Consider the following 18,810-nt stretch of genomic DNA (forward strand, 5'->3'; position numbering starts at 1 on the left):
GCTCCCTCGATGCGAGCGTGAAGCGGGCGCGCGCGGCGCGCCGTGTCGGTCCGGCCTTCGCCTATTACGGCGCGCCGGCGCCGGTGACAACCGTCGCGGCGCGCGGGCGGCCTTGGGGGGCGGCGCCGGCGGCGTCCTGCGCGTCGAGCAGCGGCTCGATCAGATGCGCCGCCAGATGGCGCACCACGGGCGGAACCACGCCGTCGCCGGCCAGCTTGTAGGCGTTGGTGTAGGTCGGCGGCAGGCGGTAATCGTCGGGCAGGCCCATCAGCCGCGCCGCCTCGCGCGCGCTCAGAAGGCGCGAGCGCAGCCGCCCGTCGGGTTCGCACGCCAGCACCGTCTGCCGCGACGAGCCGCCCGCCGGCGTGCGCAGGCAGCCGGCCACGTCGAAGCGCACCTCGGCGCGCTGGACCGTGCCGCCCTTGCCGTCCGGGCGCGTGCGCCGATAGACGCCCCCGGCCACGCGCCGCCCCTCGGCGCGGGCGCGCGCGCGCGCCTCTTCGACGCGGGCGCGGTGGCGGGGGGTCATGAGCGCCAGCAGCGCGCGCGTCTGGGCGGCGCTGCGCCAGCGCTGATCGGCGGGGCGATCTTCGAGCAGGTCGCCCAGATCGGCCCTGCGCCCGGGCGGCGGCGCCAGGCGCAGCGGCACGAAGGCGCGGTCGCTGTCGGGGCCGATGCGGATCAGCCCGCGGAACAGCGGCATGGGGCGCACGGGGGCGGGGTCGATCATGTGGGCGGGCGTCGGCCCGAGCCAGGCGAAGATGAACAGCCGCGGGCGCGACTGCGGCACGAAGCCGGCCGCATCGACCACATGCGCGTCATAGCTGTAGCCCGCCTGCGCCAGCGCGCCGGTCAGCGCCGCCAGATCCGCCGCGTCGTTCGACGAGGCCAGCCCCACCACGTTCTCGATCATCAGGGCGCGCGGCGCGCGCCCCTCGCGCAGAAGCTGCTCGATCAGGAACCAGAAGCCCCAGAACGCGCCCGAGCGCGCCGCGCTCATCCCGCGGCGCAGGCCCGCAAGCGACAGGTCCTGGCAGGGAAACGAGGCCCAGGCCAGATCCGCGCGCCCGGGCAGATCGGCCGCGCACAGCTCGGCCACCGGGCGCTCGATCAGATGCGCGCCGCCGAAATTCTCGCGGTAGGCGGCGCATTTGACCGGGTCGTTGTCGTTGGCCATCAGGCAGCGCCAGCCCGCGCCGAGGCCGATGCGCGCCATGCCTCCGCCGGCGAAGAACTCGTAGAAGGCGCGGCGGGCCATGCGCTCAGCCTCCCTCTCGGGGCGGGCCCATGCGCCCCAGCCGCGCCAGCGCCTCGCGCACGCCGTCCTCGTCGGCGTTGGCGAAGGCCATGCGCAGCGTCGCGCGCCCGGCCGGGTCGCCCTCGGGGTGGAACATCGTGCCCGGCAGCATCAGCACCGCCGCCTCTTCGACCATGCGGCGCGCCAGATCGGCCGAGCTTTCGGCGAAGGGATGCCGCAGCCAGGCGAAATAGGCCCCGGCGCTGAGCACCTCCCAGCCCGGCGCAAGGCGCGGCGCGGCCTCTTCGAGCGCGGCGCGCCGGGCCAGCGTCGCCGCGCGCTCGCCCCGCGTCCAGGCGCGCAGGCGCCGCAGCCCCTCGAGCGCGGCGATCTGCCCGATGGCGGGCGGGCAGATGGCCACGGTGTCAAGGAACTTCTCGGCCTCGCGCAGCCGCTCGGGCGCGGCGATCATCGCCCCGACCCGGTGCCCGGTCAGGCGGAAGACCTTCGAGAAGCTGTAGAGATGGATCAGCCCCTCGCGCCAGTCGGGACGGGCGAACAGGCCGTGGGCGGGCCCCTCGGCGGCGCGGAAGTCGCGATAGGTCTCGTCCAGCACCAGCGCCGCGCCGCGCGCGCGGGCGACGTCGAAGAAGCGCGCGACCAGCTCGGGCGGGCATTCGGCCCCGGTGGGGTTGTTGGGCGTGACCAGCACGATGGCGCGCACGCGCGGCTCGGCCTCGAGCAGGCGCGCGGCGGCCTCGGGGTCGGGCAGCATGTCGGAGCCGCAGGGCAGGGGCAGGACGCGCACGCCGCTCATCTCGAGCCACATGCGGTGGTTGAAATACCAGGGCGTGGGCAGAATCGCCGCGTCGCCGGGGCCGGCCAGCGTGGCCATGGCCGCGCAGAAGGCCTGGTTGCAGCCGGCGGCGATGGCGACCTCGTCGGCCGAGATCCTTGCGGCATAGTCTTCGGACCAGCGCTCGGCCACCGCCTCGCGCAGCTCGGGCAGGCCAAGGACGGGGCCGTAGACATGGGCGCGCGGCTGGTCCAGCGCCTCGGCGATGGCCGCGCGCAGCTCGGGCGGGGGCGGATCGGCGGGGGCGGCCTGGCTCAGGTTCAGAAGCGGGCGCTCGGGCGCGAAGACGCGCCCGGCGATCCAGCGCCGCGCCTCGACGACGGGGCTGGGGGCGACCGCCGCGAGAAGCGGGTTGAGAAAGGCGCCGGGGGCCGGGGCGCGGACGGGGGCGGAGGGCGAAGCGGGCTGCGTCATGGCGCGACGATAGCGGCGCGCGCGCGCGCATGAAAGCCCCGCCTTCGCCCGCCGTGCAGCTGCGCGCGGCGCCCGGCTTCGCGCCCCGCACGCCCGTCGCGCCCCGGCGCGTCCCGCCCGCGCGGGGCGCGATGGCGGTTGCGGCGCCCCTTCGTCGATCGTGCAGCGACTTCCCGCGCGCGTAGAGTGGGGCCGAAACACTCCGGCCAGTCGGCGGCGTAGCAGCAGCTCTCCGCGCGCGGGGAGTGGGGCGAGAGGCGTGCCGCCGTCCGCGACCTGATCGGCGCGACGACCCGCGCGCGGGGAGTGGGAGAAGCGCATACGCCGTCCCGCGCGCGGCTGCGCCGCGACTCCCCGTGCGCGGGGAGCGGAGCCGGCGACACCCGCACCACCGCCAGCGCAATCGGCGGCTCTGCGCGCGGGGCGGCGCGGGGGGCATAGGGCGTGATGCGGACGCCTTCGCTCAGGCTCAGGCGCCGGCGCGCACGCGGGCGCCCCGCCCGCCATGCGCCCTATCCTGCCCGACGCCAAGTCGCGCTGGCGCGCCCGCTCGCGCCCCCCCCTGGCGGAAACGGCCTTGGCGTCACGGCCGACCTCGCGTCGGCGCGCGCCCTGCGCCGCGCAACGCGCCAGGCCGGACAGCCGCAGGCGTCCCGGCCCGGCGCGCGCCGGTCTCGCGCGCGCCGGCGCCCCCGCCGCCGTTCGCGCCGGCCGTCGCGCCCCGTCCCGCGGTTCGCCCCGGCCCTGCACGCGCCGCCGGCGCGCCTTGACGCGGCGCGCCGGGCGCTCTACCCGCTCTGCCATGGCCGAACCACCCATTCTCACCCTTTCGGACGTCTCGCTCGGCTTCGGCGGCGAGCCGCTTTTCTCGGACCTCTCGCTCGCCATCCATCCGGGCGAGCGCATCTGCCTCGTCGGCCGCAACGGCGCGGGCAAGTCCACGCTCATGCGGCTTTGCGCGGGGCTTATCGAACCCGATGCGGGAGAGCGCTTCGTGCGTCCGGGCGCGCGCATCGGCCATCTGCCGCAGGACCCCGACCTTTCGGGCCACGCGACGCTGGGCGACTACGCCGCCGCCGGGCTGGACCCGGCCGAGCGCTATCGCGCCGAGATCGCCATGGAGGGGCTGAAGGTGCGCGCCGAGGCCGACCCCGCCACCGCCTCGGGGGGCGAGCGGCGGCGCGCGGCGCTGGCGCGCGCGCTGGCCGGGGCGCCCGATCTGCTGCTGCTGGACGAGCCCACCAACCATCTCGACATCGAGACCATCGCTTGGCTCGAGGACGAGCTGGGGCGCACGCGCGCGGCCTACATGCTGATCTCGCATGACCGCGCCTTCCTGCGCAAGCTCACGCGCCAGACCTTCTGGCTCGACCGCGGACAGGTGCGGCGGGTGTCGCGCGGCTTCGACGGCTTCGAGGACTGGCGCGACAAGCTGCTGGAAGAGGAAGAGGCCCAGCGGCGCAAGCTCGACCGCCTGATCAAGGCCGAGTCGCGCTGGGCGGTCGAGGGCATCTCGGCCCGGCGCAAGCGCAACATGGGCCGCGTGCGCCGCCTGCAGGAGCTGCGCCAGACCCGCGCCGCCCAGCGCGCGCGCATCGGCGCGGCCGCGATGGCGTTCGAGGGCGCGCCGCAGTCCGGGCGCCTGGTGATCGAGGCCGAGCGCGTCTCGAAATCCTATGCGGGGCGCAGCATCCTCAAGGATTTCTCGCTGCGCATCATGCGCGGCGACCGCGTGGCGCTGGTCGGGCCGAACGGCGCGGGCAAGACGACGCTGCTGCGCATCCTCACCGGCCGCGAGGCGCCCGATTCGGGGCATGTGCGCCTGGGCGCGAACCTGGTCGAGGCCTATTTCGACCAGAACCGCGCCCAGCTCGACCCCGAGAAGTCGTTGTGGGAGACCCTGACCGGCGACGCCGATCTGGGGGTGTCGGGCAAGAACGACCAGATCCTGGTGCGCGGCCGCCCCCGTCACGTCGTCGGCTATCTGAAGGACTTCCTGTTCGACGAGCGCCAGGCCCGCGGCCCGGTCAAGGCCCTGTCGGGGGGCGAGCGCGCGCGGCTGCTTCTGGCGCGGCTGATGGCGCGCGAGTCGAACCTGCTGATCCTGGACGAGCCGACCAACGATCTGGACATCGAGACGCTGGACCTGTTGCAGGAGCTGATCGCCGACTACGATGGCACGGTGCTGCTGGTCAGCCACGACCGCGACTTTCTCGACCGCACCGCGACCGTCTGCGTCGAGCTGCCCGGCGACGGCTCGGCCGGCATCTATGCCGGCGGCTGGAGCGACATGCAGGCGCAAAAGGCGCTGGCCCCCGACGCCGCGCCCGCCGCCCCCGCCGCCCCCGCCGCGTCGGCGCCCGCGCGCAAGCCCGCGCCCGAGGACGCCGCGCGGCCCGAGCCGCGCAGGCCCGCCGCGCGCCTGTCCTACAAGCAGGCCCTGCGCCTCGAGCGGCTGCCCGCCGAGATCGAGCGCCTGGGCGACGAGATCGCCCGGCTCGAGGCCCTGCTGGCCGATCCCGAGCTGTTCGCCCGCGACCCCGCGCGCTTCAACAAGGCGGCGGCGGCGCTCGAGGCGCGCCGCGCGGCGCTGTCCGCGGCCGAGGAAGAGTGGCTCGAGCTCGAAGCCCTGCGCGAAAGCCTCGAGGGGGGCTGAGCGGTCCGTAGGCCGGCGCCGCCGCGCGGCCGTTCCCGGGCCGCGTTCAAGGGGCGCGGCGCGCTCAGAGCATCTGCGTCAGAAGCCGCCGCAGGGCGCGCGCGGCGAAATCGCGGTCGGCCCGCTCGCGGGCGACGGCGCGCATGCGCGCGAAGACGATCGGCTCCATGTCGCGGCACACGGCCATGTCGACGGCGAAGCCGCGCGCCCCGGCCGGCGGCCCGCCCAGCGGCCGCGCGGTGCGGCAGATGGCCTGCGGGTCCGCGGGCGGCGCGGCGTTGAAGACCAGCACGAGGCGGTGGCGCGAGTCATGGGCCGGGTTGCGCGGATCGAAGCCGCCCGGCGGCAGCGCGCGAAAACGCATGCCCGTCGGAAATCGCTGCGGGGCGGCCAGAAGGGGCAGCGTCTCTTCAGGACGCATGCCCGCCAGCGGCGCGCCATGCAGCTCGACCCCGATGACGCCCGAGGCCGTGAAGATCGACGGCGCATAGGCCGCGTCGCGCTGCTGGTGCGTGATGACGACCTCGTCGCCATGGGGATCGCACCCGCCCAGCGCCACCGCCGCCGCGGCCAGCGCGGCGCGCCACAGGGCGCGCATCGTGGGGGCGCTCATCGCGGGGGCCTCGTCAGCGCGGGGTTTCGCTCGGGCAGGGCGGCGAGGAAGAGCTGCGTCATGGCGCGCGAGAAGCCCGCGTCGCGCGGCCCGCGCGTGGCGGCGCTGCGCAGCCGCGCCTCGACCGCCGGGCGCCCGCCCACGCACAGCGCGAACAGCGCGCGCAGCGGTCCGGGCCGAGCGGCCGTTGATTGCGGGGCGGTTGACTGCGGCGCCGTTGACGGCTGGGGCGTGGGCGGCGTCCTGGCGCAGGCGGCCTCGGCGCCGACGCCGGGCGCGAAGGACAGCGCCATGAAGACCGCGGGCGCCGGCGCTCCGGGCGCCAGCAGGGCCGGGGCCCGGCCGCCCAGCCGCGCCGGCAGCCTTGCCGCGCGCGCCGTCTCTTCGGGGGCGGCGCCGTCGGGAGGCGTTCCGATCACGCGCAAGGGCGCGCCCGCGCGAAGCATGGCCGGATCATACGCGGCGCCGATGCGCAGATCGTGCACCAGGCTGGCCCCCATCCGGTCGGCGAGCGGCGCGCAGGCCGCCGCGGCCATGACCGGCGCCAGGAGCGCCCATGCCGGCGCGGGCGGGCGCGCGATTCGCGGTGACGTCATGCGGAGTCTCCTGGCTGCGGGCGCGAGGCGGCGGCCATGCTGGGCGAGAAAAGCGGCGGCGGCAAGGCGGCGCGACGGCGGCGGCGCAAGGGGCGGCGCAAGGGGCGGGGCAAGGCTCAGTCCTCGGCCGGGAAGGGCGGCAAAAGGCGCGGCGGGCGCGGCGCCTCGGGGTTGCGCTCGGGCAGCAGGACCGACAGCAGCGCGCTCATGGCGCGCCGCAGGGCGGGATCGTCGGGCGCGGCGGCGCGCGGGCCGATCATCTGCGCCGAAGCGATCGGCCGCGCGCCGATGCACAGCGCGGCCGCGACGCGGACCCGCGCGGGCGAGGCCTTCGCGGCGCCGGCGCCGGTCGGGGGCCTGGCCGCCACGTCGGCCCAGACGGTCTTGCCGGCGCCGTTCCGGGTGTTCCGGGCGGCGTCCGCGCGGCCCTCGGGGTTCGGTCGCGGGGCCTGCGCGCGAGCAACGGCGGCCGGGTCGGGGCCGTCGCCGCGCCCATCCGCGCCGCCGTCCCGGCCCAGCGCGCACAGACGGTCCTCGAAGATCGGGGCCAGCGGGGCGAAGGCCAGCGCAAGACGCGGGCCGGCGATGGCGGCGGGGGCGGGTCGCAGCCCCTTCGCCCCCAGCCGCGCCGGCAGGCGCAGCTGCGCCGCCAGCGCCTCGGCCCCCGCGCCGCCCGGCGCGGCGCCGAAGACCGAGAGCGGAACCGGGCCGGGCAGCGTCCGGATCAGGGCCGGGTCATAGATCAGGTCGTGCCGGACGGTGTGAATCGCAAAGCCGCGTTCGCCCGCCAGCCATTGCGCCGGCCCGTCGCCCACGCCCACGCCGACGCCGCCCCCGACGCAGCCGGCGGCGGCGAGCGAAGCCAGGGCGGCGATGGCGGCGCGGCGGCGGGCGCGCATGAGCTTTCCCTTTCCGGCGGGCTCAGACGTCCAGCGCCTCGGCGAAGCGGGCGTTCTCCTGAATGAAGCGGAAGCGCGTCTCGGCCTTGCGGCCCATCAGCCGCTCGACCAGATCGTCGGTCTCGCCGGGCTCGTCCTCGTCGATCATCACGCGCACGAGGGTGCGCGTGGCCGGGTCCATGGTCGTTTCCTTGAGCTGACGCGGCATCATCTCGCCCAGGCCCTTGAAGCGGCCGATCTCGACCTTGCCGCGGCCCTTGAAGCGCGTGGCCAGCAGCTCGTCCTTGTGGGCGTCGTCGCGCGCATAGACCGACGTCGCCCCCTGCGTGATGCGATAGAGCGGCGGCTGCGCCAGGAACAGCCGCCCCGCGTCGATCAGCGGGCGCATCTGGCGGTAGAAGAAGGTCATCAGCAGCGAGGCGATGTGCGCGCCGTCCACATCCGCGTCGGTCATGATGATGACGCGCTCGTAGCGCAGATCCTCGAGGCGGAAGCGCGCGCCAGGCTGCACGCCGAGCGCTTGGCACAGATCCTGCAGCTCCTGGTTCTGGGTCAGCTTCTCGATCGAGGCGTTGGCCACGTTCAGGATCTTGCCGCGCAGCGGCAGCACCGCCTGGGTGCGCCGGTCGCGCGCCTGCTTGGCCGAGCCGCCGGCCGAGTCGCCCTCGACCAGGAAGATCTCGGACCCCGCGCGCGAGGCGTCGGAGCAGTCGGCCAGCTTGCCCGGCAGGCGCAGCTTGCGCGTCGCGGTCTTGCGCTGGGTCTCCTTCTCGGCGCGGCGGCGCAGGCGCTCTTCGGCGCGCTGGATGACGAAATCGAGCAGCGCGCCCCCCGCCGCCGGATCCGCCGCCAGCCAGTTGTCGAAATGGTCGCGCACCGCGCCCTCGACCAGGCGCTGCGCCTCGGCGGTGGCCAGGCGGTCCTTGGTCTGGCCGACGAATTCCGGCTCGCGGATGAAGACCGAGATCATGGCGCAGCCGCCCGCCATCACGTCCTCGCGCGTGATCTGGGCGGCCTTCTTCTGGCCCGTCAGCTCGCCATAGGCGCGCAGCCCCTTGGTCAGCGCGGCCCAGAATCCGGCCTCGTGCGTGCCGCCCTCGGGAGTGGGGACGGTGTTGCAATACGAGGCCGCGAAGCCGTCGCGCGCCGGCGTCCAGTTGGCGGCCCATTCGACCGAGCCGACGGTGTCGGGGCCGAACTTCTCGGCGAAGACGACCTTGCCGGCGAAGGGATTTTCGCTGAACGTCGCAGCGCCTTGCAGGGTGAAGTTCAAGTAGTCCGCAAGCCCGCCCGGGAAATGGAACACGGCCTCGGCCGGGGTCTCGTCGCCCTCGCGCAGCAGCTCGGGAGCGCATTTCCAGCGGATCTCGACGCCCGAGAACAGATACGCCTTCGAGCGCGCCATCTTGAGCAGGCGCGCGGGCTTGAAGCGGGCGCGCTCGCCGAAGATCTGCGGGTCGGGGCGGAACGAGACGCTGGTGCCGCGGCGGTTGGGCGCCGGTCCGACCGTTTCGAGCGGGCCCAGCGGAACCCCGCGCGCGAAGCGCTGGCGGTAGAGCGTGCGCCCACGCGCCACCTCGACGACCAGCGATTCCGACAGCGCGTTGACCACCGACACGCCCACCCCGTGCAGGCCGCCCGAGGTCTGATACGCCTTGCCGCCGAACTTACCGCCCGCATGCAGCGTGCACAGGATCACCTCGAGGGCGGACTTGTCCGGAAAGCGCGGATGCGGATCGACCGGGATGCCGCGGCCGTTGTCGCGCACGGTTGCGAAGCCATCGGCGTCCAGCTCGATCTCGATGCGGGTGGCGTGGCCGGCCACGGCCTCGTCCATGGCGTTGTCCAGCACCTCGGCGACCAGGTGGTGCCGGGCGCGCTCGTCCGTGCCGCCGATATACATGCCCGGCCGCTTGCGCACGGGTTCGAGCCCCTCGAGCACCTCGATGGCCGAGGCGTCGTAGGCGCCGCTGGCCGCATCCTCGCGCGCCTGGAAAAGATCCTCGTCCTCGTCGGCCCGCGCTGCGGGGTTGGCGTTGGGGGTGGCCATGCGGCTGCGTTCTCCCGATTCCGGTTCTGCTCGGCGAGGGCGCACTATCGCAGGGGTTGGGGGGCGGGATCAACGCCCCGTTGATCTGACCCGTCGCCGAGGGGCCGGGGGCGCTCCGGGGCTCGAGCGCGGGCGCGGCGCTTCGCGGGCCTTGATCGGGTCTTCGGATGCCCGCAGGCGCCGCCGCGACGCGCCGCGGCGGCCGGCCCTTGCGCGCGCGGCGCCGTCAGCCCGCGGCCGGGGCCGGGCGGGACAGGAATGCGCGGACCTCTTCGGCCACCTCGTCGGGCGTCTGGTGCAGGATCCAGTGATCGGCCTTCGCGAACTCGCGCACCGTCAGATCGTCGCACAGCGCGTCCAGCCCCTGGCGCGTTTCGGGCAGCAGCGCCGTGTCCTTCAGCCCCCACAGCAGCAGATGCGGCACGCGCACGCGCAGCGCCTCGGGGGGCAGGGCGGGCAGCTCTTCGGGCGGGATGGGGCTGCCGGGGCGGGCGACGCGCAGGGGCGTCGCCCGATACCAGTTGACCATGCCGCGCAACGCCCCCGGCGCCGCCCATGCGGTCTTGTAGCGCTGCAGCCGCGCGCCCGAGAGCCAGCTCAGGTCCATCTTGGCCGAGAACAGGCGCAGCATGCCGTTGAAGTCGTCCTCGGCCAGGCGCTTCTCCGATCCCTCGGCGCGCAGCCATTCGATGTATTGCGAGGCTTCGGACTGCGCGCCCCCGCGCGCCAGCTCGCGCTGGAAGGGGATCGGGTGCACGCCGTTGGCGATGATCAGCCGCTCCATGCGCTCGGGCGCGCGGAAGGATAGTGCATAGGCCACCGAGGCGCCCCAGTCATGGCCGAACACCGCCGCGGCGCGCCCGCCGGGGCGGAAATGGTCGAGGATCGCCAGCGCGTCGCCGGCCAGCTTGCCGCCGGCATAGGCCTCGACCGCCTCGGGCTTGGACGAGCCGGCATAGCCGCGCTGGTCGGGCGCGACGCAGAAGAAGGAATCGGACAGGCGCGCGATCATCTCTTCCCATGCGCCCGAATACTCGGGAAAGCCGTGCAGCATCAGGATCATGGGCGCGTCGCGCGGACCCGCCGTCAGGCAGCGGAAGATCAGATCGCGGACGCGGACGAATTCGTGGCGCAACTGCGCGTCGGACATGGCGTGCTCCTGCGGATTCCGGCACGGCGCCGGGTCGGGGGCGATCGGGGCACGAGGCGGGCCGCGCCGTCAAGGGGGGCGCGGCGTCAGCCCTCATCCGCGGGCGGCGGCGCCTGCTCGGTCTCGATCGCGATGCGGCCCGTCAGCGTCCGGTGCACGGGGCAGCGGTCGGCGATCTCCATCAGCCGCGCGCGCTGCGCCGCGTCGAGCGGGCCGTGCAGCGCGATGCGCCGGCGGAAGCGGTCGAGCTTGCCGGCGCCCTCGGGGCAGTCGGCGCAGTCGCCGGCATGGATGCGGTCGTGGCGCAGCTCGACCTCGACATGGGTCAGCGGCCAGCCCTTGCGCCGCGCATACATGCGGATGGTCATCGAGGTGCACGCCCCCAGCCCCGCCGCCACCAGCTGATAGGGCGTCGCCCCGCGCCCGCCGCCGCCAAGCGAGGGCGGCTCGTCGGCCATGAAGGCGGCGTCGGGGGCGGCGAAGACGTGCTGGGCGAAGCGGTCGGGCGCGGCTTCGGCGACCAGGACTGGACCCTCGGCGGCGGGCGGCTCGTCGGGGCGGGCCGGGGGCGGGGGCAGGCGCCGCCCCGCCCAGGCGGCGATCATCTCGGCCGCGTCGTCCGCATGGCGCGGATCGGACAGGACATGGTCGGCGTCGTCGAGCGAGAGGAAGCTTTTGGGATGGCGCGCGGCAAGGAACAGCGCGGTGGCGTTGTCGATGGCGGCGGTCGCGTCGCGCGGGGCGTGCAGGATCAGCAGCGGACGGCGCAGCGCGCGCAGCGCCTGGTCCACCGACGGCCCGTCCAGACCGGCCGGGGCCCCCGGCCCCATGACCGCGGCGCCGTCGTGAAAGGCGTTGATCAGCGCCAGCGCGCGCGCCGATCCGATCCGATGCGCCGCGGCGGCCGCGGCCGTTCCGCCCAGCCCATGCCCCGCGATCAGCCCCGGCGCGAGGCCCCGCGCCGCCATCTCCTGCGCCGCGCGCGCCACCAGCGCGGCGGGATCGGCGCCGCCGCCCGTCGGCGGCGCGCTCAGGTCAAGGCGCAGCGTCGCCAGACCGCGCGCGGCCAGCGCGCCCGCGATGCGGCGATCGGCGCCCGAGGCGGCGAATTGATGCGCCAGCAGCGCCGCGCCGCGGGGCGCCTCCATGGGCAGGTCCAGCGCGGCCTCGGCCGCGTCGATGCGGATGGTCTGCGTGCGCATGCGCGCCTCCTTTCGATGCTTGCGGCGGCGCAGGGCTTGCATCGGCCCGCGCGGCGCCCGACAGATGCTCCGTCCGGGCCGATTCCGTGCGCCGGGGGCGCGGGCATGGTATCATCATCGTTGCGTCCCGCCCGCCCGGGGCGAGCGGGCCGCCGCGCCCATATGCGGCGCGCATTCAGGAGGCCGCGTCATGGACCCCGTCCAGGAGCAATACGAGCTCCTTCCCTATCCCGCGCGCGACCCCGCCGACGAGGATCGCCGCCTGATCGTCGGCTCGCCCTCGGAGCTGGTCGAGGTCGACCACTTCCTGTTCCGGGGCGGGCGCGACTGGTCGCAGCCCTTTCGCGCGCTGGTCGCGGGGGGCGGCACGGGCGACGGGCTGATCCTGCTGGCGCAGCGCCTGCGCGACGCCGGCTGCCCGGCGCGGATCGTCTATCTGGACCTGTCGCGCGCCGCGCGCGAGGTCGCCGAGGCGCGCGCCGCGCGGCGGGGGCTGAGCGACATGATCCGCTTCGAGACCGGCGACATCGCGCGCGCCCCCGAGCTGGCGGCCGAAGAGGGCGGGGCCTTCGACTATGTCGATTGCTGCGGGGTTCTGCACCATCTGCCCGATCCCGAGGCGGGGTTGACCGCGCTGGCGCGCGCGCTTGCGCCCGAGGGGGGCATGGGGCTGATGCTCTACGCCCCCTATGGGCGCACGGGCGTCTATCCGCTGCAAGAGGCCTTCGCCCAGCTTCTGGGCCAGGATCCGCCGGCCGAGAAGCTGCGCCTTGCGCGCGCGGCGCTGGGCGCGCTGCCGCCGACCAACTGGTTCTTGCGCAACGAGCATCTGCGCGATCACGAAACGGGGGATACCGGGTTCTACGACCTGCTGCTGCACGGGCGCGACCGCCCCTATGACGTGCCCGCGCTGCTCGCGCTGCTCGAGGCGGCGGGCCTTGCCCCGGTCTCGTTCGTCGAGCCGGCGCGCTACGATCCGCGCCATTACCTGCCCGAGGGCGAGGAATTCGCCGCCCGCGTCGCGCGCCTGTCCGAGCCCGAACGCTGGGCGCTGGCCGAGCGGCTGGCCGGGAACATGCGCGCGCATGTGCTCTACGTCGCGCCGCGCGAGCGCGCCGAGGCGCGCGTGGCCCGGCCCGCGCCCGACATGACGCCCCATCTCAACGCCCTGCGCGCCGACGCCCTGGCGCGCGAGATCCACAAGCGCGGGCGGCTGCGGGTGAACTTCTCGGGCGTGCGGATCGAGCTGCCCATCCCGCGCGAGGCCGCGCCCATCGCCGCGCGGCTCGACGGGCGGCTGACGCTGGGGCGCGTGGCGCAGGCGCTGGGGCTGGACTGGCTGGCCTTCGGCCAGCGCTACGCACCGCTGCACCGGGCGCTGACCTCGGCGAACCTGCTGCGGCTGTCGCGCGGGTTGAAATGAGCGCCGAGGGCTGGTTCGAGACGGCGCCCGAGGCCGCCGCGCGCGCCGCGATCGCGCTGGCGGCGGCGCCGGGGGTGGCGCTGGACCACGCGCCGCTGACGCCTTTCATGGATCCGCGCACGGCCGGCGCGCCGGGCGTGGGGCCCCTCGATCCCGCCGATTGGCTGGTCGCTGCGGCCGATCATGACGCGCAGATGGCCGCGCGCGATGCGCTGATCGCCGCGATGCCCGACCGGGTGCTGGCCCATGACCCGGCGGCCGACGCGGCGGCGCAAGAGCTGCTGGAGCTGGTGATCGCCCATCAGAGCGCGCGCGGGCGGCTGCGGGCTCAGGGCGGCGCGGCGCGGCGCGCGGACGGGGTGCGCGTGCCGCTCGAGCAGGGGCCGCCCATCGCCGTCGCGGCGCGGCTTGCGCAGGAGGATTTCGTCATTCTCGACCGGCCGGCGGGGGCGGCCGAGCATGTGCTGCTGTCGGCGGCGGTGTGCTTTCCCGCGCACTGGACGCTGGCCGAGAAGTTCCGCCGTCCGCTGGTGCGCATCCACCGCCCGGTCCCGGGATACGAGGGCGAGCTGGCGCGGCGCGTGCAGCGTCTGTTCGAAGGCGTGCGGGCGGGGCGGCCGCTGGTGCGCGCCAACTGGAATTTCCAGAGCGAACGCGCCCTGTGGACTCCGGTTTCCGAGGCCGAGAAGATGGCCGCCGCGTCCGGGCCTTGCGCGCCGCGCGCGCCCGAGCGCTGGCTGCGGGTCGAGCGGCAGACGATCCTGCGCCTTGCGCGCAGCGGGGCGGTGGTTTTCGCGATCCGAACCTTTCTTTCCCCCATCGAGGCGCTGACCCCTGCGCAGCGCCGCGGCCTCGGGCGCGCGCTGCCGGCGCTGAGCGAAGAGGAGCGCGCCGCCAAGGCCGGCCCGGCCCTGCGCGCCTGGGCGCAGGCGGCCGAGGGCTCGGCGCCGGGTTGAGGCCGCCGCGCGTCGCCGCCCCCGGCCCGCGCCGTGCGCGGATCGGGGCCGCGGGGCCGGGGGCGCCAGATGCCGGAGCGTCGGCCCCCCGGCGGGGGCCGACGACCGCCGGGCCTGCCGTCCATCGCGCAGCGCGGCGCATGGTCATGGCCGGGGATGTCCGGGCGGCCGCGCGCCAGGCTGCGGCGATGCGCACGCCCGAGCGCCGCGCGCCGCGAGGCCCGGTCATGGGGCAGGGGGGCGGTCGTCGCCGGCCAGCCCCGGCTCAGGCCGAGCAGCTGCCCCCGCCCAGGACGCAGAAGGTCGCGCAATGCGGGTGGTTGAGCGGCACCGGGCGCAGGGCTTCGGCCAGGGTGCGCCCGAGCTCGAATCGCGCATCGTAGGGCAGCAGCGTGCAGGCGACCACGCTCGGGCCGTCGGCGCCCTTGCGCCGCACGACCATGCGCGAGCTGGCGCACATCACCTCTTCGGGGCGCTTGTTCAGGATCGCCCAGCAATCCTCGGTGATCTCGGGCGGGTCGCCGCCTTCGTCCATCTCGGGGAACAGCACCAGGCGGGCGGGGTCCCAGGCGTCGATGTCGAGCCCCTCGCGCGCGAACAGGGCGGCGTAGCCGGCGCGCGCGTCGCGCTCGTCCTCGCCCCACAGGGTGCGGCCGGCGACCGCCGTGCGCACGCCCGCCTCGCGCAGCCAGCGCAGACCGGCCAGCGCGATCTCGAACGCGCCCGCGCCGCGCTCCTCGTCGTGATGGCGCGCCTCGTGGTGATCGAGCGAGACGCGCAGCGTCAGCCGCGCGCCATGCGCGGCGGCCAGGCGCCGGATGCCCGCCTGCACGCGCGGCCGCATCATCGGGCGCATGGCGTTGGTCAGCACCAGCGCCTCGCGCCCGCGCTCGAGCGCGGCGCCGATCATGCCGATGATCTCGGGCGCCATGAAGGGCTCGCCGCCCGTGAAGCCGACCTCGCGCAGCTCGAGCCCCAGCGCCTCGGCCTCGTCCAGATAGGCGCGCACCTCGGCCTCGGTCAGATAGACCAGCGCGTCGTTGGTGGGGCTCGATTCGATGTAGCAGCGCAGGCACTCGATGTTGCACAGCGTGCCCGTGTTGAACCACAGCGTCTCGAGCCCGACCGGCGCGACGCGCGCGCGCGGGCGCCCGGACAGGGCCAGCTCGGGGTCGACGAACTTGCCCGGTGCGGGGCCGGCGGCGTGGTCCTTCATCGGCTTTCCTTCTTCTGCTGGAACCGCGCGCCCGTCTGGGCGCTTGCGGCAGGTTTTCCGCCCGCGCGGGGGCTGTCAATGCGCGCGCGCGCCGGTCACGCGCTTGTGCGCGGGGCGCGGCGCCGCCGGATGGGATCGACGCGGCGTCGATCGCGGCCGCCGGGCGTTGCGCGCGCGTCGGGGGCGTCGGCGCCTTGGCGGCCCGTCATGGCGTGGCATGGCTGGCGTCTTCCGGCGCTCGCACGGGCGTCGGGACGGCACGCATGTCATCGCGCCGCGCCAGCGCGTCCGCCGCGCCGGCGTCATCCGCGCCAAAGTCGCGCCGATCGTGCCGCGTTTTCCGCGCGCAGGGACGTCGGCGCTCCGGCCGAGCTTGCGGCGCCTTCACGCGCGCGGGGGGACGTCGGTCATCAAGCTGAAATGACGCGCGCGGCCCGGGGCGTCTCCACGCGCGCGAGGGGACGTCTGCCGGGCGCCGCGCGCGATCTGGCTTCGCCGTTCCCTCGCCTGCGAGGGGTGGTCGCTCGTCAAACCGCCGTTCCGCCCGGCGCGCCTGGCGTTTCCCCGCGCGGGACGTCGTTCCGCCTCGCGCGCCGCCGGGGCATGACTTGCGCACGGCCGAGGGTCGCGGGGGCTTTTCGCGCGCCGGCGATTTGCTAGCATGCGGGCATGCTCACGCTGGACCCCGCATTGTTCGCGCCCGCCGCCGCCGACGAGGAAACCCTCGCCTTCAACGCCCGTCTCGAGGAGGCGCTGCGCGCCGTCCCGCCCACGCATGCCGTGCCGGTCGAGGAGACCCGCCGCGCGCGCGAGGAGGGGCGCGGCCTGTTCCCGCCCGCCGGCCCGCTCGAGGGGTCGCGCTGGCTGGCGCTGCCCGGCGGCGGGCGGGTGCGCGTCTCGGCGCCCGAGGGCGCGCCGCGGGGGGTCTATCTGCACATCCATGGCGGCGGCTGGACCCTGGGCAGCCCGGCGCATTACGACCTGCACAACCAGCGCATCGCGCGGCGCACGGGCGCGGCGGTGGTTTCGGTGGCCTATCCGCTGGCGCCCGAGCATCCCTGGCCGGCGGCGCCCGAGGCGTGCCTTGCGGCGGCGCTGTGGACGCTGGACGAGGGCGCGCGGGCGCTCGGGGCGGGGGACGACGCGCCCATGATCGTGGGCGGCGAGTCGGCGGGCGCGCATCTGGCGGCGCTGACCCTTCTGGCGCTGCGCGATGCGGGACGGATGGAGCGCGTGCGCGGCGCGATCCTGAACTATGGCATGTATGATCTGCGCATGACGCCCTCGGCGGCGCACTGGGGCGCGCGGCAGCTGGTCCTGTCCACCCCGACCATCGCCTGGTTCGTGGACAACTTCGTTTCTGACCGGGCGCTGCGCGCCGATCCGCGCGTGTCGCCGCTTCTGGCCGCGCTCGAGGGCATGCCCCCCGCGCTGTTCCAGGTCGGAACCTGGGACCCGCTGCTGGACGACACGCTGATGATGGCCGCGCGCTGGGTCGGAGCGGGCGCCGAGGCGGATCTGCGCGTCTATCCGGGCGGGGTGCATGCCTTCAACATGTTCGATCTGAAGATCGCGCGCGACTATCAGGCGGCCGAGGACGCCTTCATTCGCGCGCGGCTGGGCGGCTGATCGCCCGATCCGGCGGCGGGCGCACGCGGCAGGGGCGTGCGCGCGGCCCCGGCGCGGCGCGCGCCGGCCGCGAGGATCGGGCGCCCGCCCCGCGGCGCGGCTGCGCGCAAGGGGCGGGCGGCGCGCTCAGTCGCCCAGCGCGACGCCCTCGCGCCGCGGGTCGGCCGCGCCAAGCAGGCCCTCGGGCGTCAGCGCGATGGCATGCAGGCCCGAATTGAGGTCGCGGATCGTCACCTCGTGCCCCAGCGCCCGCAGCGCGTCCGCAAGCGCCTCGGCCTCGGTTCCGCGCTCGAGCTCGACCGGTCCGCCGCGGCTGATCACATGCCCCGCCGAAACGGCCGCCTGCAGGTCCATGCCCCAGTCGAGGATGCGCACCAGCGCGCCGGCGACGTAGCCGATGATGCGCGAGCCCCCCGGCGAGCCGATCAGCAGCACGGGCCGCCCCTCGCGCAGCACGACGGTCGGCGCCATGGACGAGCGCGGCCGCTTGCCCCCCTCGACGCGATTGGCCACCGGGCGGCCGTCGCGCTCGGGCGCGCGCGAGAAATCGGTCAGCTCGTTGTTGAGCAGGAAGCCGTTGGCGACGACGCGGCTGCCGAAGCCGGTCTCGATGGTCGTCGTCATCGACGCCATGTCGCCATGGCGATCGACGGCGACGAGGTGGCTCGTGCCGGGGCGCTCGATCTGGATCTGGGGGGCGCGCAGGGCGGCGTCGTCCCAGGGCGGCGCGCCCGGCGCGGCGCTTGCCATCGCGCGGGCGGGGTCGATCAGGCGCGCGCGCGCGGCCAGATACCGGGCGTCCAGCAGCCCGCGCACCGGCATCTTCACGAAATCGGCGTCGGCCATGTATAGCGCCCGGTCGGCATAGGCCAGCTTCGACGCCTCGGCGAACAGATGCCAGGCCCGGGCCGAGGGCCCCATGGCGGGCAGGTCGAAATGCGACAGCATCCCCAGGATCTGCCCGACCGTCAGCCCCCCGGACGAGGGCGGACCCATCCCGCACACCTCGTATCCCCGATACGGCGCGCAGACCGGATCGCGCAGCACGGCGCGGTAGCCCGCCAGGTCCTGCGGGCTCAGGATGCCGGGGTTGATGGGCGTGCGCACCGCCGCCACGATGTCGCCGGCCAGCGCGCCCTCATAGAAGGGGTCCGCGCCCTCGGCCGCGATCAGGCGCATGGCGCGCGCAAGGTCGGGGTTGGTCATGCGCGCGCCCGCCCGGAGCGGGGCGCCGTCGGGGCCGAAGAACAGCGCGCGCGCGGCCGCGAAGGGGTCCAGCCCGCGCCCGGCCGCCTGCGCGATCGAGGCGGCCAGGCGGGGCGAGACGGCGAACCCCTCCTCGGCCAGCCTGACGGCGGGGGCGAAGCCCTCGGCCCAGGGCAGGCGGCCATGAGCGCGATGCAGCGTCTCGAGCGCGCGCAGCACGCCCGGCACGCCCACCGAGCGCCCGCCCACCACGGCCTCCCACCATGCGACCGGCTTGCCGTCCGGGCCCAGCCAGTAGTCGGGGCCCGCGGCGGCGGGGGCGGTCTCGCGCCCGTCGATGGTAAGCAGGCGCCGCGCCGAGGCGTCCCAGTAGACGATGAACGCGCCCCCGCCCAGGCCCGAGCTTTGCGGCTCGACCACGTTCAGCGCCATCTGCATGGCCAGCGCCGCGTCGGCGGCCGATCCGCCCCGCGCCAGCGCCGCGCGCCCGGCCTCGGCGGCCAGCGGATGGGCGGCCGCGACCATGAAGCTGCGCGCGCGCGCGGGGGCGGCGATGACGGCGCGGGCGTGGGTGTCCTCGGGCTGGACGGCCTCTTGCGCGCGCAAGGGGGCGGGGCCGAGCGGCCCGAGCGCGGCAAGGGCCGGCGCGGCGGCCAGCGCGGCGGCCAGCGCGGCGGGGCGGGCGGTGCGAAAGGTCATGCGCTTGT

15 protein-coding genes are annotated in these 18,810 nt (G+C 75.6%); 5 read left to right on the plus strand and 10 right to left on the minus strand.

The window, feature by feature from the left end:
- Positions 1-64: 64 nt before the first annotated feature.
- Positions 65-1,258, minus strand: a complete 1,194-nt coding sequence (locus tag BMW67_RS03990) for a DNA cytosine methyltransferase (protein ID WP_072745839.1) — start codon at positions 1,256-1,258, stop codon at positions 65-67.
- 4 nt (positions 1,259-1,262) lie between these two features.
- Entirely contained in the window at positions 1,263-2,507 is a 1,245-nt protein-coding gene (locus tag BMW67_RS03995) for an aminotransferase (RefSeq protein ID WP_072745838.1), read from the minus strand.
- 802 nt (positions 2,508-3,309) lie between these two features.
- Here BMW67_RS03995 and BMW67_RS04000 point away from each other — a divergent pair.
- Complete coding sequence (locus tag BMW67_RS04000) at positions 3,310-5,163, plus strand: ABC-F family ATP-binding cassette domain-containing protein (protein WP_072745837.1); 1,854 nt, start codon at positions 3,310-3,312, stop codon at positions 5,161-5,163.
- Positions 5,164-5,227: 64 nt separating this feature from the next.
- Here the strand turns inward: BMW67_RS04000 and BMW67_RS04005 are convergent, their stop codons facing one another.
- From BMW67_RS04005 to BMW67_RS04030, 6 genes are all read right to left on the minus strand, one after another.
- Positions 5,228-5,776 (minus strand): hypothetical protein, encoded by a 549-nt coding sequence (locus tag BMW67_RS04005; RefSeq protein WP_125458968.1) that lies wholly within the window; start codon positions 5,774-5,776, stop codon positions 5,228-5,230.
- The gene (locus tag BMW67_RS04010; RefSeq protein ID WP_072745835.1) at positions 5,773-6,372 is read right to left on the minus strand and encodes a hypothetical protein; all 600 of its coding nucleotides are present in this window, start codon (positions 6,370-6,372) and stop codon (positions 5,773-5,775) included. Before BMW67_RS04010 ends, BMW67_RS04005 begins: the two co-directional genes overlap by 4 nt.
- A gap of 116 nt (positions 6,373-6,488) precedes the next feature.
- Complete coding sequence (locus BMW67_RS04015) at positions 6,489-7,271, minus strand: hypothetical protein (RefSeq protein WP_072745834.1); 783 nt, start codon at positions 7,269-7,271, stop codon at positions 6,489-6,491.
- 22 nt (positions 7,272-7,293) lie between these two features.
- The gene (parE, locus tag BMW67_RS04020) at positions 7,294-9,321 is read right to left on the minus strand and encodes a DNA topoisomerase IV subunit B (protein ID WP_072745833.1); all 2,028 of its coding nucleotides are present in this window, start codon (positions 9,319-9,321) and stop codon (positions 7,294-7,296) included.
- 226 nt (positions 9,322-9,547) lie between these two features.
- Complete coding sequence (locus BMW67_RS04025; protein WP_072745832.1) at positions 9,548-10,471, minus strand: alpha/beta fold hydrolase; 924 nt, start codon at positions 10,469-10,471, stop codon at positions 9,548-9,550.
- Between the two features lie 86 nt (positions 10,472-10,557).
- Entirely contained in the window at positions 10,558-11,673 is a 1,116-nt protein-coding gene (locus BMW67_RS04030; protein WP_072745831.1) for a bifunctional alpha/beta hydrolase/OsmC family protein, read from the minus strand.
- A 190-nt stretch (positions 11,674-11,863) separates the two neighbouring features.
- On the opposite strand from BMW67_RS04030, the gene BMW67_RS04035 reads away from it, so the two are divergent.
- Together BMW67_RS04035 and BMW67_RS04040 are read left to right on the plus strand one after the other, a co-directional pair.
- Positions 11,864-13,096: a class I SAM-dependent methyltransferase gene (locus BMW67_RS04035; protein WP_072745830.1), complete on the plus strand. Its 1,233-nt coding sequence runs from the start codon at positions 11,864-11,866 to the stop codon at positions 13,094-13,096.
- Positions 13,093-14,052 (plus strand): heme-dependent oxidative N-demethylase family protein, encoded by a 960-nt coding sequence (locus BMW67_RS04040; RefSeq protein ID WP_072745829.1) that lies wholly within the window; start codon positions 13,093-13,095, stop codon positions 14,050-14,052. The genes BMW67_RS04035 and BMW67_RS04040 overlap by 4 nt, the downstream gene beginning before the upstream one ends.
- 265 nt (positions 14,053-14,317) lie before the next feature.
- On the opposite strand, the gene BMW67_RS04045 is transcribed toward BMW67_RS04040, so the two are convergent.
- Positions 14,318-15,268, minus strand: coding sequence for a radical SAM protein (locus tag BMW67_RS04045; protein WP_072745828.1), 951 nt, complete (start codon positions 15,266-15,268; stop codon positions 14,318-14,320).
- A 217-nt stretch (positions 15,269-15,485) separates the two neighbouring features.
- Here BMW67_RS04045 and BMW67_RS15810 point away from each other — a divergent pair, with 217 nt between their 5' ends.
- The gene (locus tag BMW67_RS15810) at positions 15,486-15,692 is read left to right on the plus strand and encodes a hypothetical protein (RefSeq protein ID WP_072745827.1); all 207 of its coding nucleotides are present in this window, start codon (positions 15,486-15,488) and stop codon (positions 15,690-15,692) included.
- 245 nt (positions 15,693-15,937) lie between these two features.
- Entirely contained in the window at positions 15,938-16,897 is a 960-nt protein-coding gene (locus tag BMW67_RS04055; RefSeq protein ID WP_072745826.1) for an alpha/beta hydrolase fold domain-containing protein, read from the plus strand.
- A gap of 126 nt (positions 16,898-17,023) precedes the next feature.
- On the opposite strand, the gene ggt is transcribed toward BMW67_RS04055, so the two are convergent.
- A complete protein-coding gene (ggt, locus tag BMW67_RS04060) occupies positions 17,024-18,802 on the minus strand; it encodes a gamma-glutamyltransferase (protein WP_072745825.1) in 1,779 nt (592 codons plus the stop codon).
- Between the last annotated feature and the right edge of the window lie 8 nt (positions 18,803-18,810).

This window comes from Oceanicella actignis (genome assembly GCF_900111545.1).
Taxonomy (GTDB): Bacteria; Pseudomonadota; Alphaproteobacteria; order Rhodobacterales; family Rhodobacteraceae; genus Oceanicella; species Oceanicella actignis.

Coding starts and splice junctions, on each gene's coding strand:
- BMW67_RS03990 (WP_072745839.1), bottom strand. CDS start 1,258: ATGGCCCGCCGCGCCTTCTACGAGTTCTTCGCCGGCGGAGGCATGGCG.
- BMW67_RS03995 (WP_072745838.1), bottom strand. CDS start 2,507: ATGACGCAGCCCGCTTCGCCCTCCGCCCCCGTCCGCGCCCCGGCCCCC.
- BMW67_RS04000 (WP_072745837.1), top strand. CDS start 3,310: ATGGCCGAACCACCCATTCTCACCCTTTCGGACGTCTCGCTCGGCTTC.
- BMW67_RS04005 (WP_125458968.1), bottom strand. CDS start 5,776: ATGAGCGCCCCCACGATGCGCGCCCTGTGGCGCGCCGCGCTGGCCGCG.
- BMW67_RS04010 (WP_072745835.1), bottom strand. CDS start 6,372: ATGACGTCACCGCGAATCGCGCGCCCGCCCGCGCCGGCATGGGCGCTC.
- BMW67_RS04015 (WP_072745834.1), bottom strand. CDS start 7,271: ATGCGCGCCCGCCGCCGCGCCGCCATCGCCGCCCTGGCTTCGCTCGCC.
- parE (WP_072745833.1), bottom strand. CDS start 9,321: ATGGCCACCCCCAACGCCAACCCCGCAGCGCGGGCCGACGAGGACGAG.
- BMW67_RS04025 (WP_072745832.1), bottom strand. CDS start 10,471: ATGTCCGACGCGCAGTTGCGCCACGAATTCGTCCGCGTCCGCGATCTG.
- BMW67_RS04030 (WP_072745831.1), bottom strand. CDS start 11,673: ATGCGCACGCAGACCATCCGCATCGACGCGGCCGAGGCCGCGCTGGAC.
- BMW67_RS04035 (WP_072745830.1), top strand. CDS start 11,864: ATGGACCCCGTCCAGGAGCAATACGAGCTCCTTCCCTATCCCGCGCGC.
- BMW67_RS04040 (WP_072745829.1), top strand. CDS start 13,093: ATGAGCGCCGAGGGCTGGTTCGAGACGGCGCCCGAGGCCGCCGCGCGC.
- BMW67_RS04045 (WP_072745828.1), bottom strand. CDS start 15,268: ATGAAGGACCACGCCGCCGGCCCCGCACCGGGCAAGTTCGTCGACCCC.
- BMW67_RS15810 (WP_072745827.1), top strand. CDS start 15,486: ATGGCTGGCGTCTTCCGGCGCTCGCACGGGCGTCGGGACGGCACGCAT.
- BMW67_RS04055 (WP_072745826.1), top strand. CDS start 15,938: ATGCTCACGCTGGACCCCGCATTGTTCGCGCCCGCCGCCGCCGACGAG.
- ggt (WP_072745825.1), bottom strand. CDS start 18,802: ATGACCTTTCGCACCGCCCGCCCCGCCGCGCTGGCCGCCGCGCTGGCC.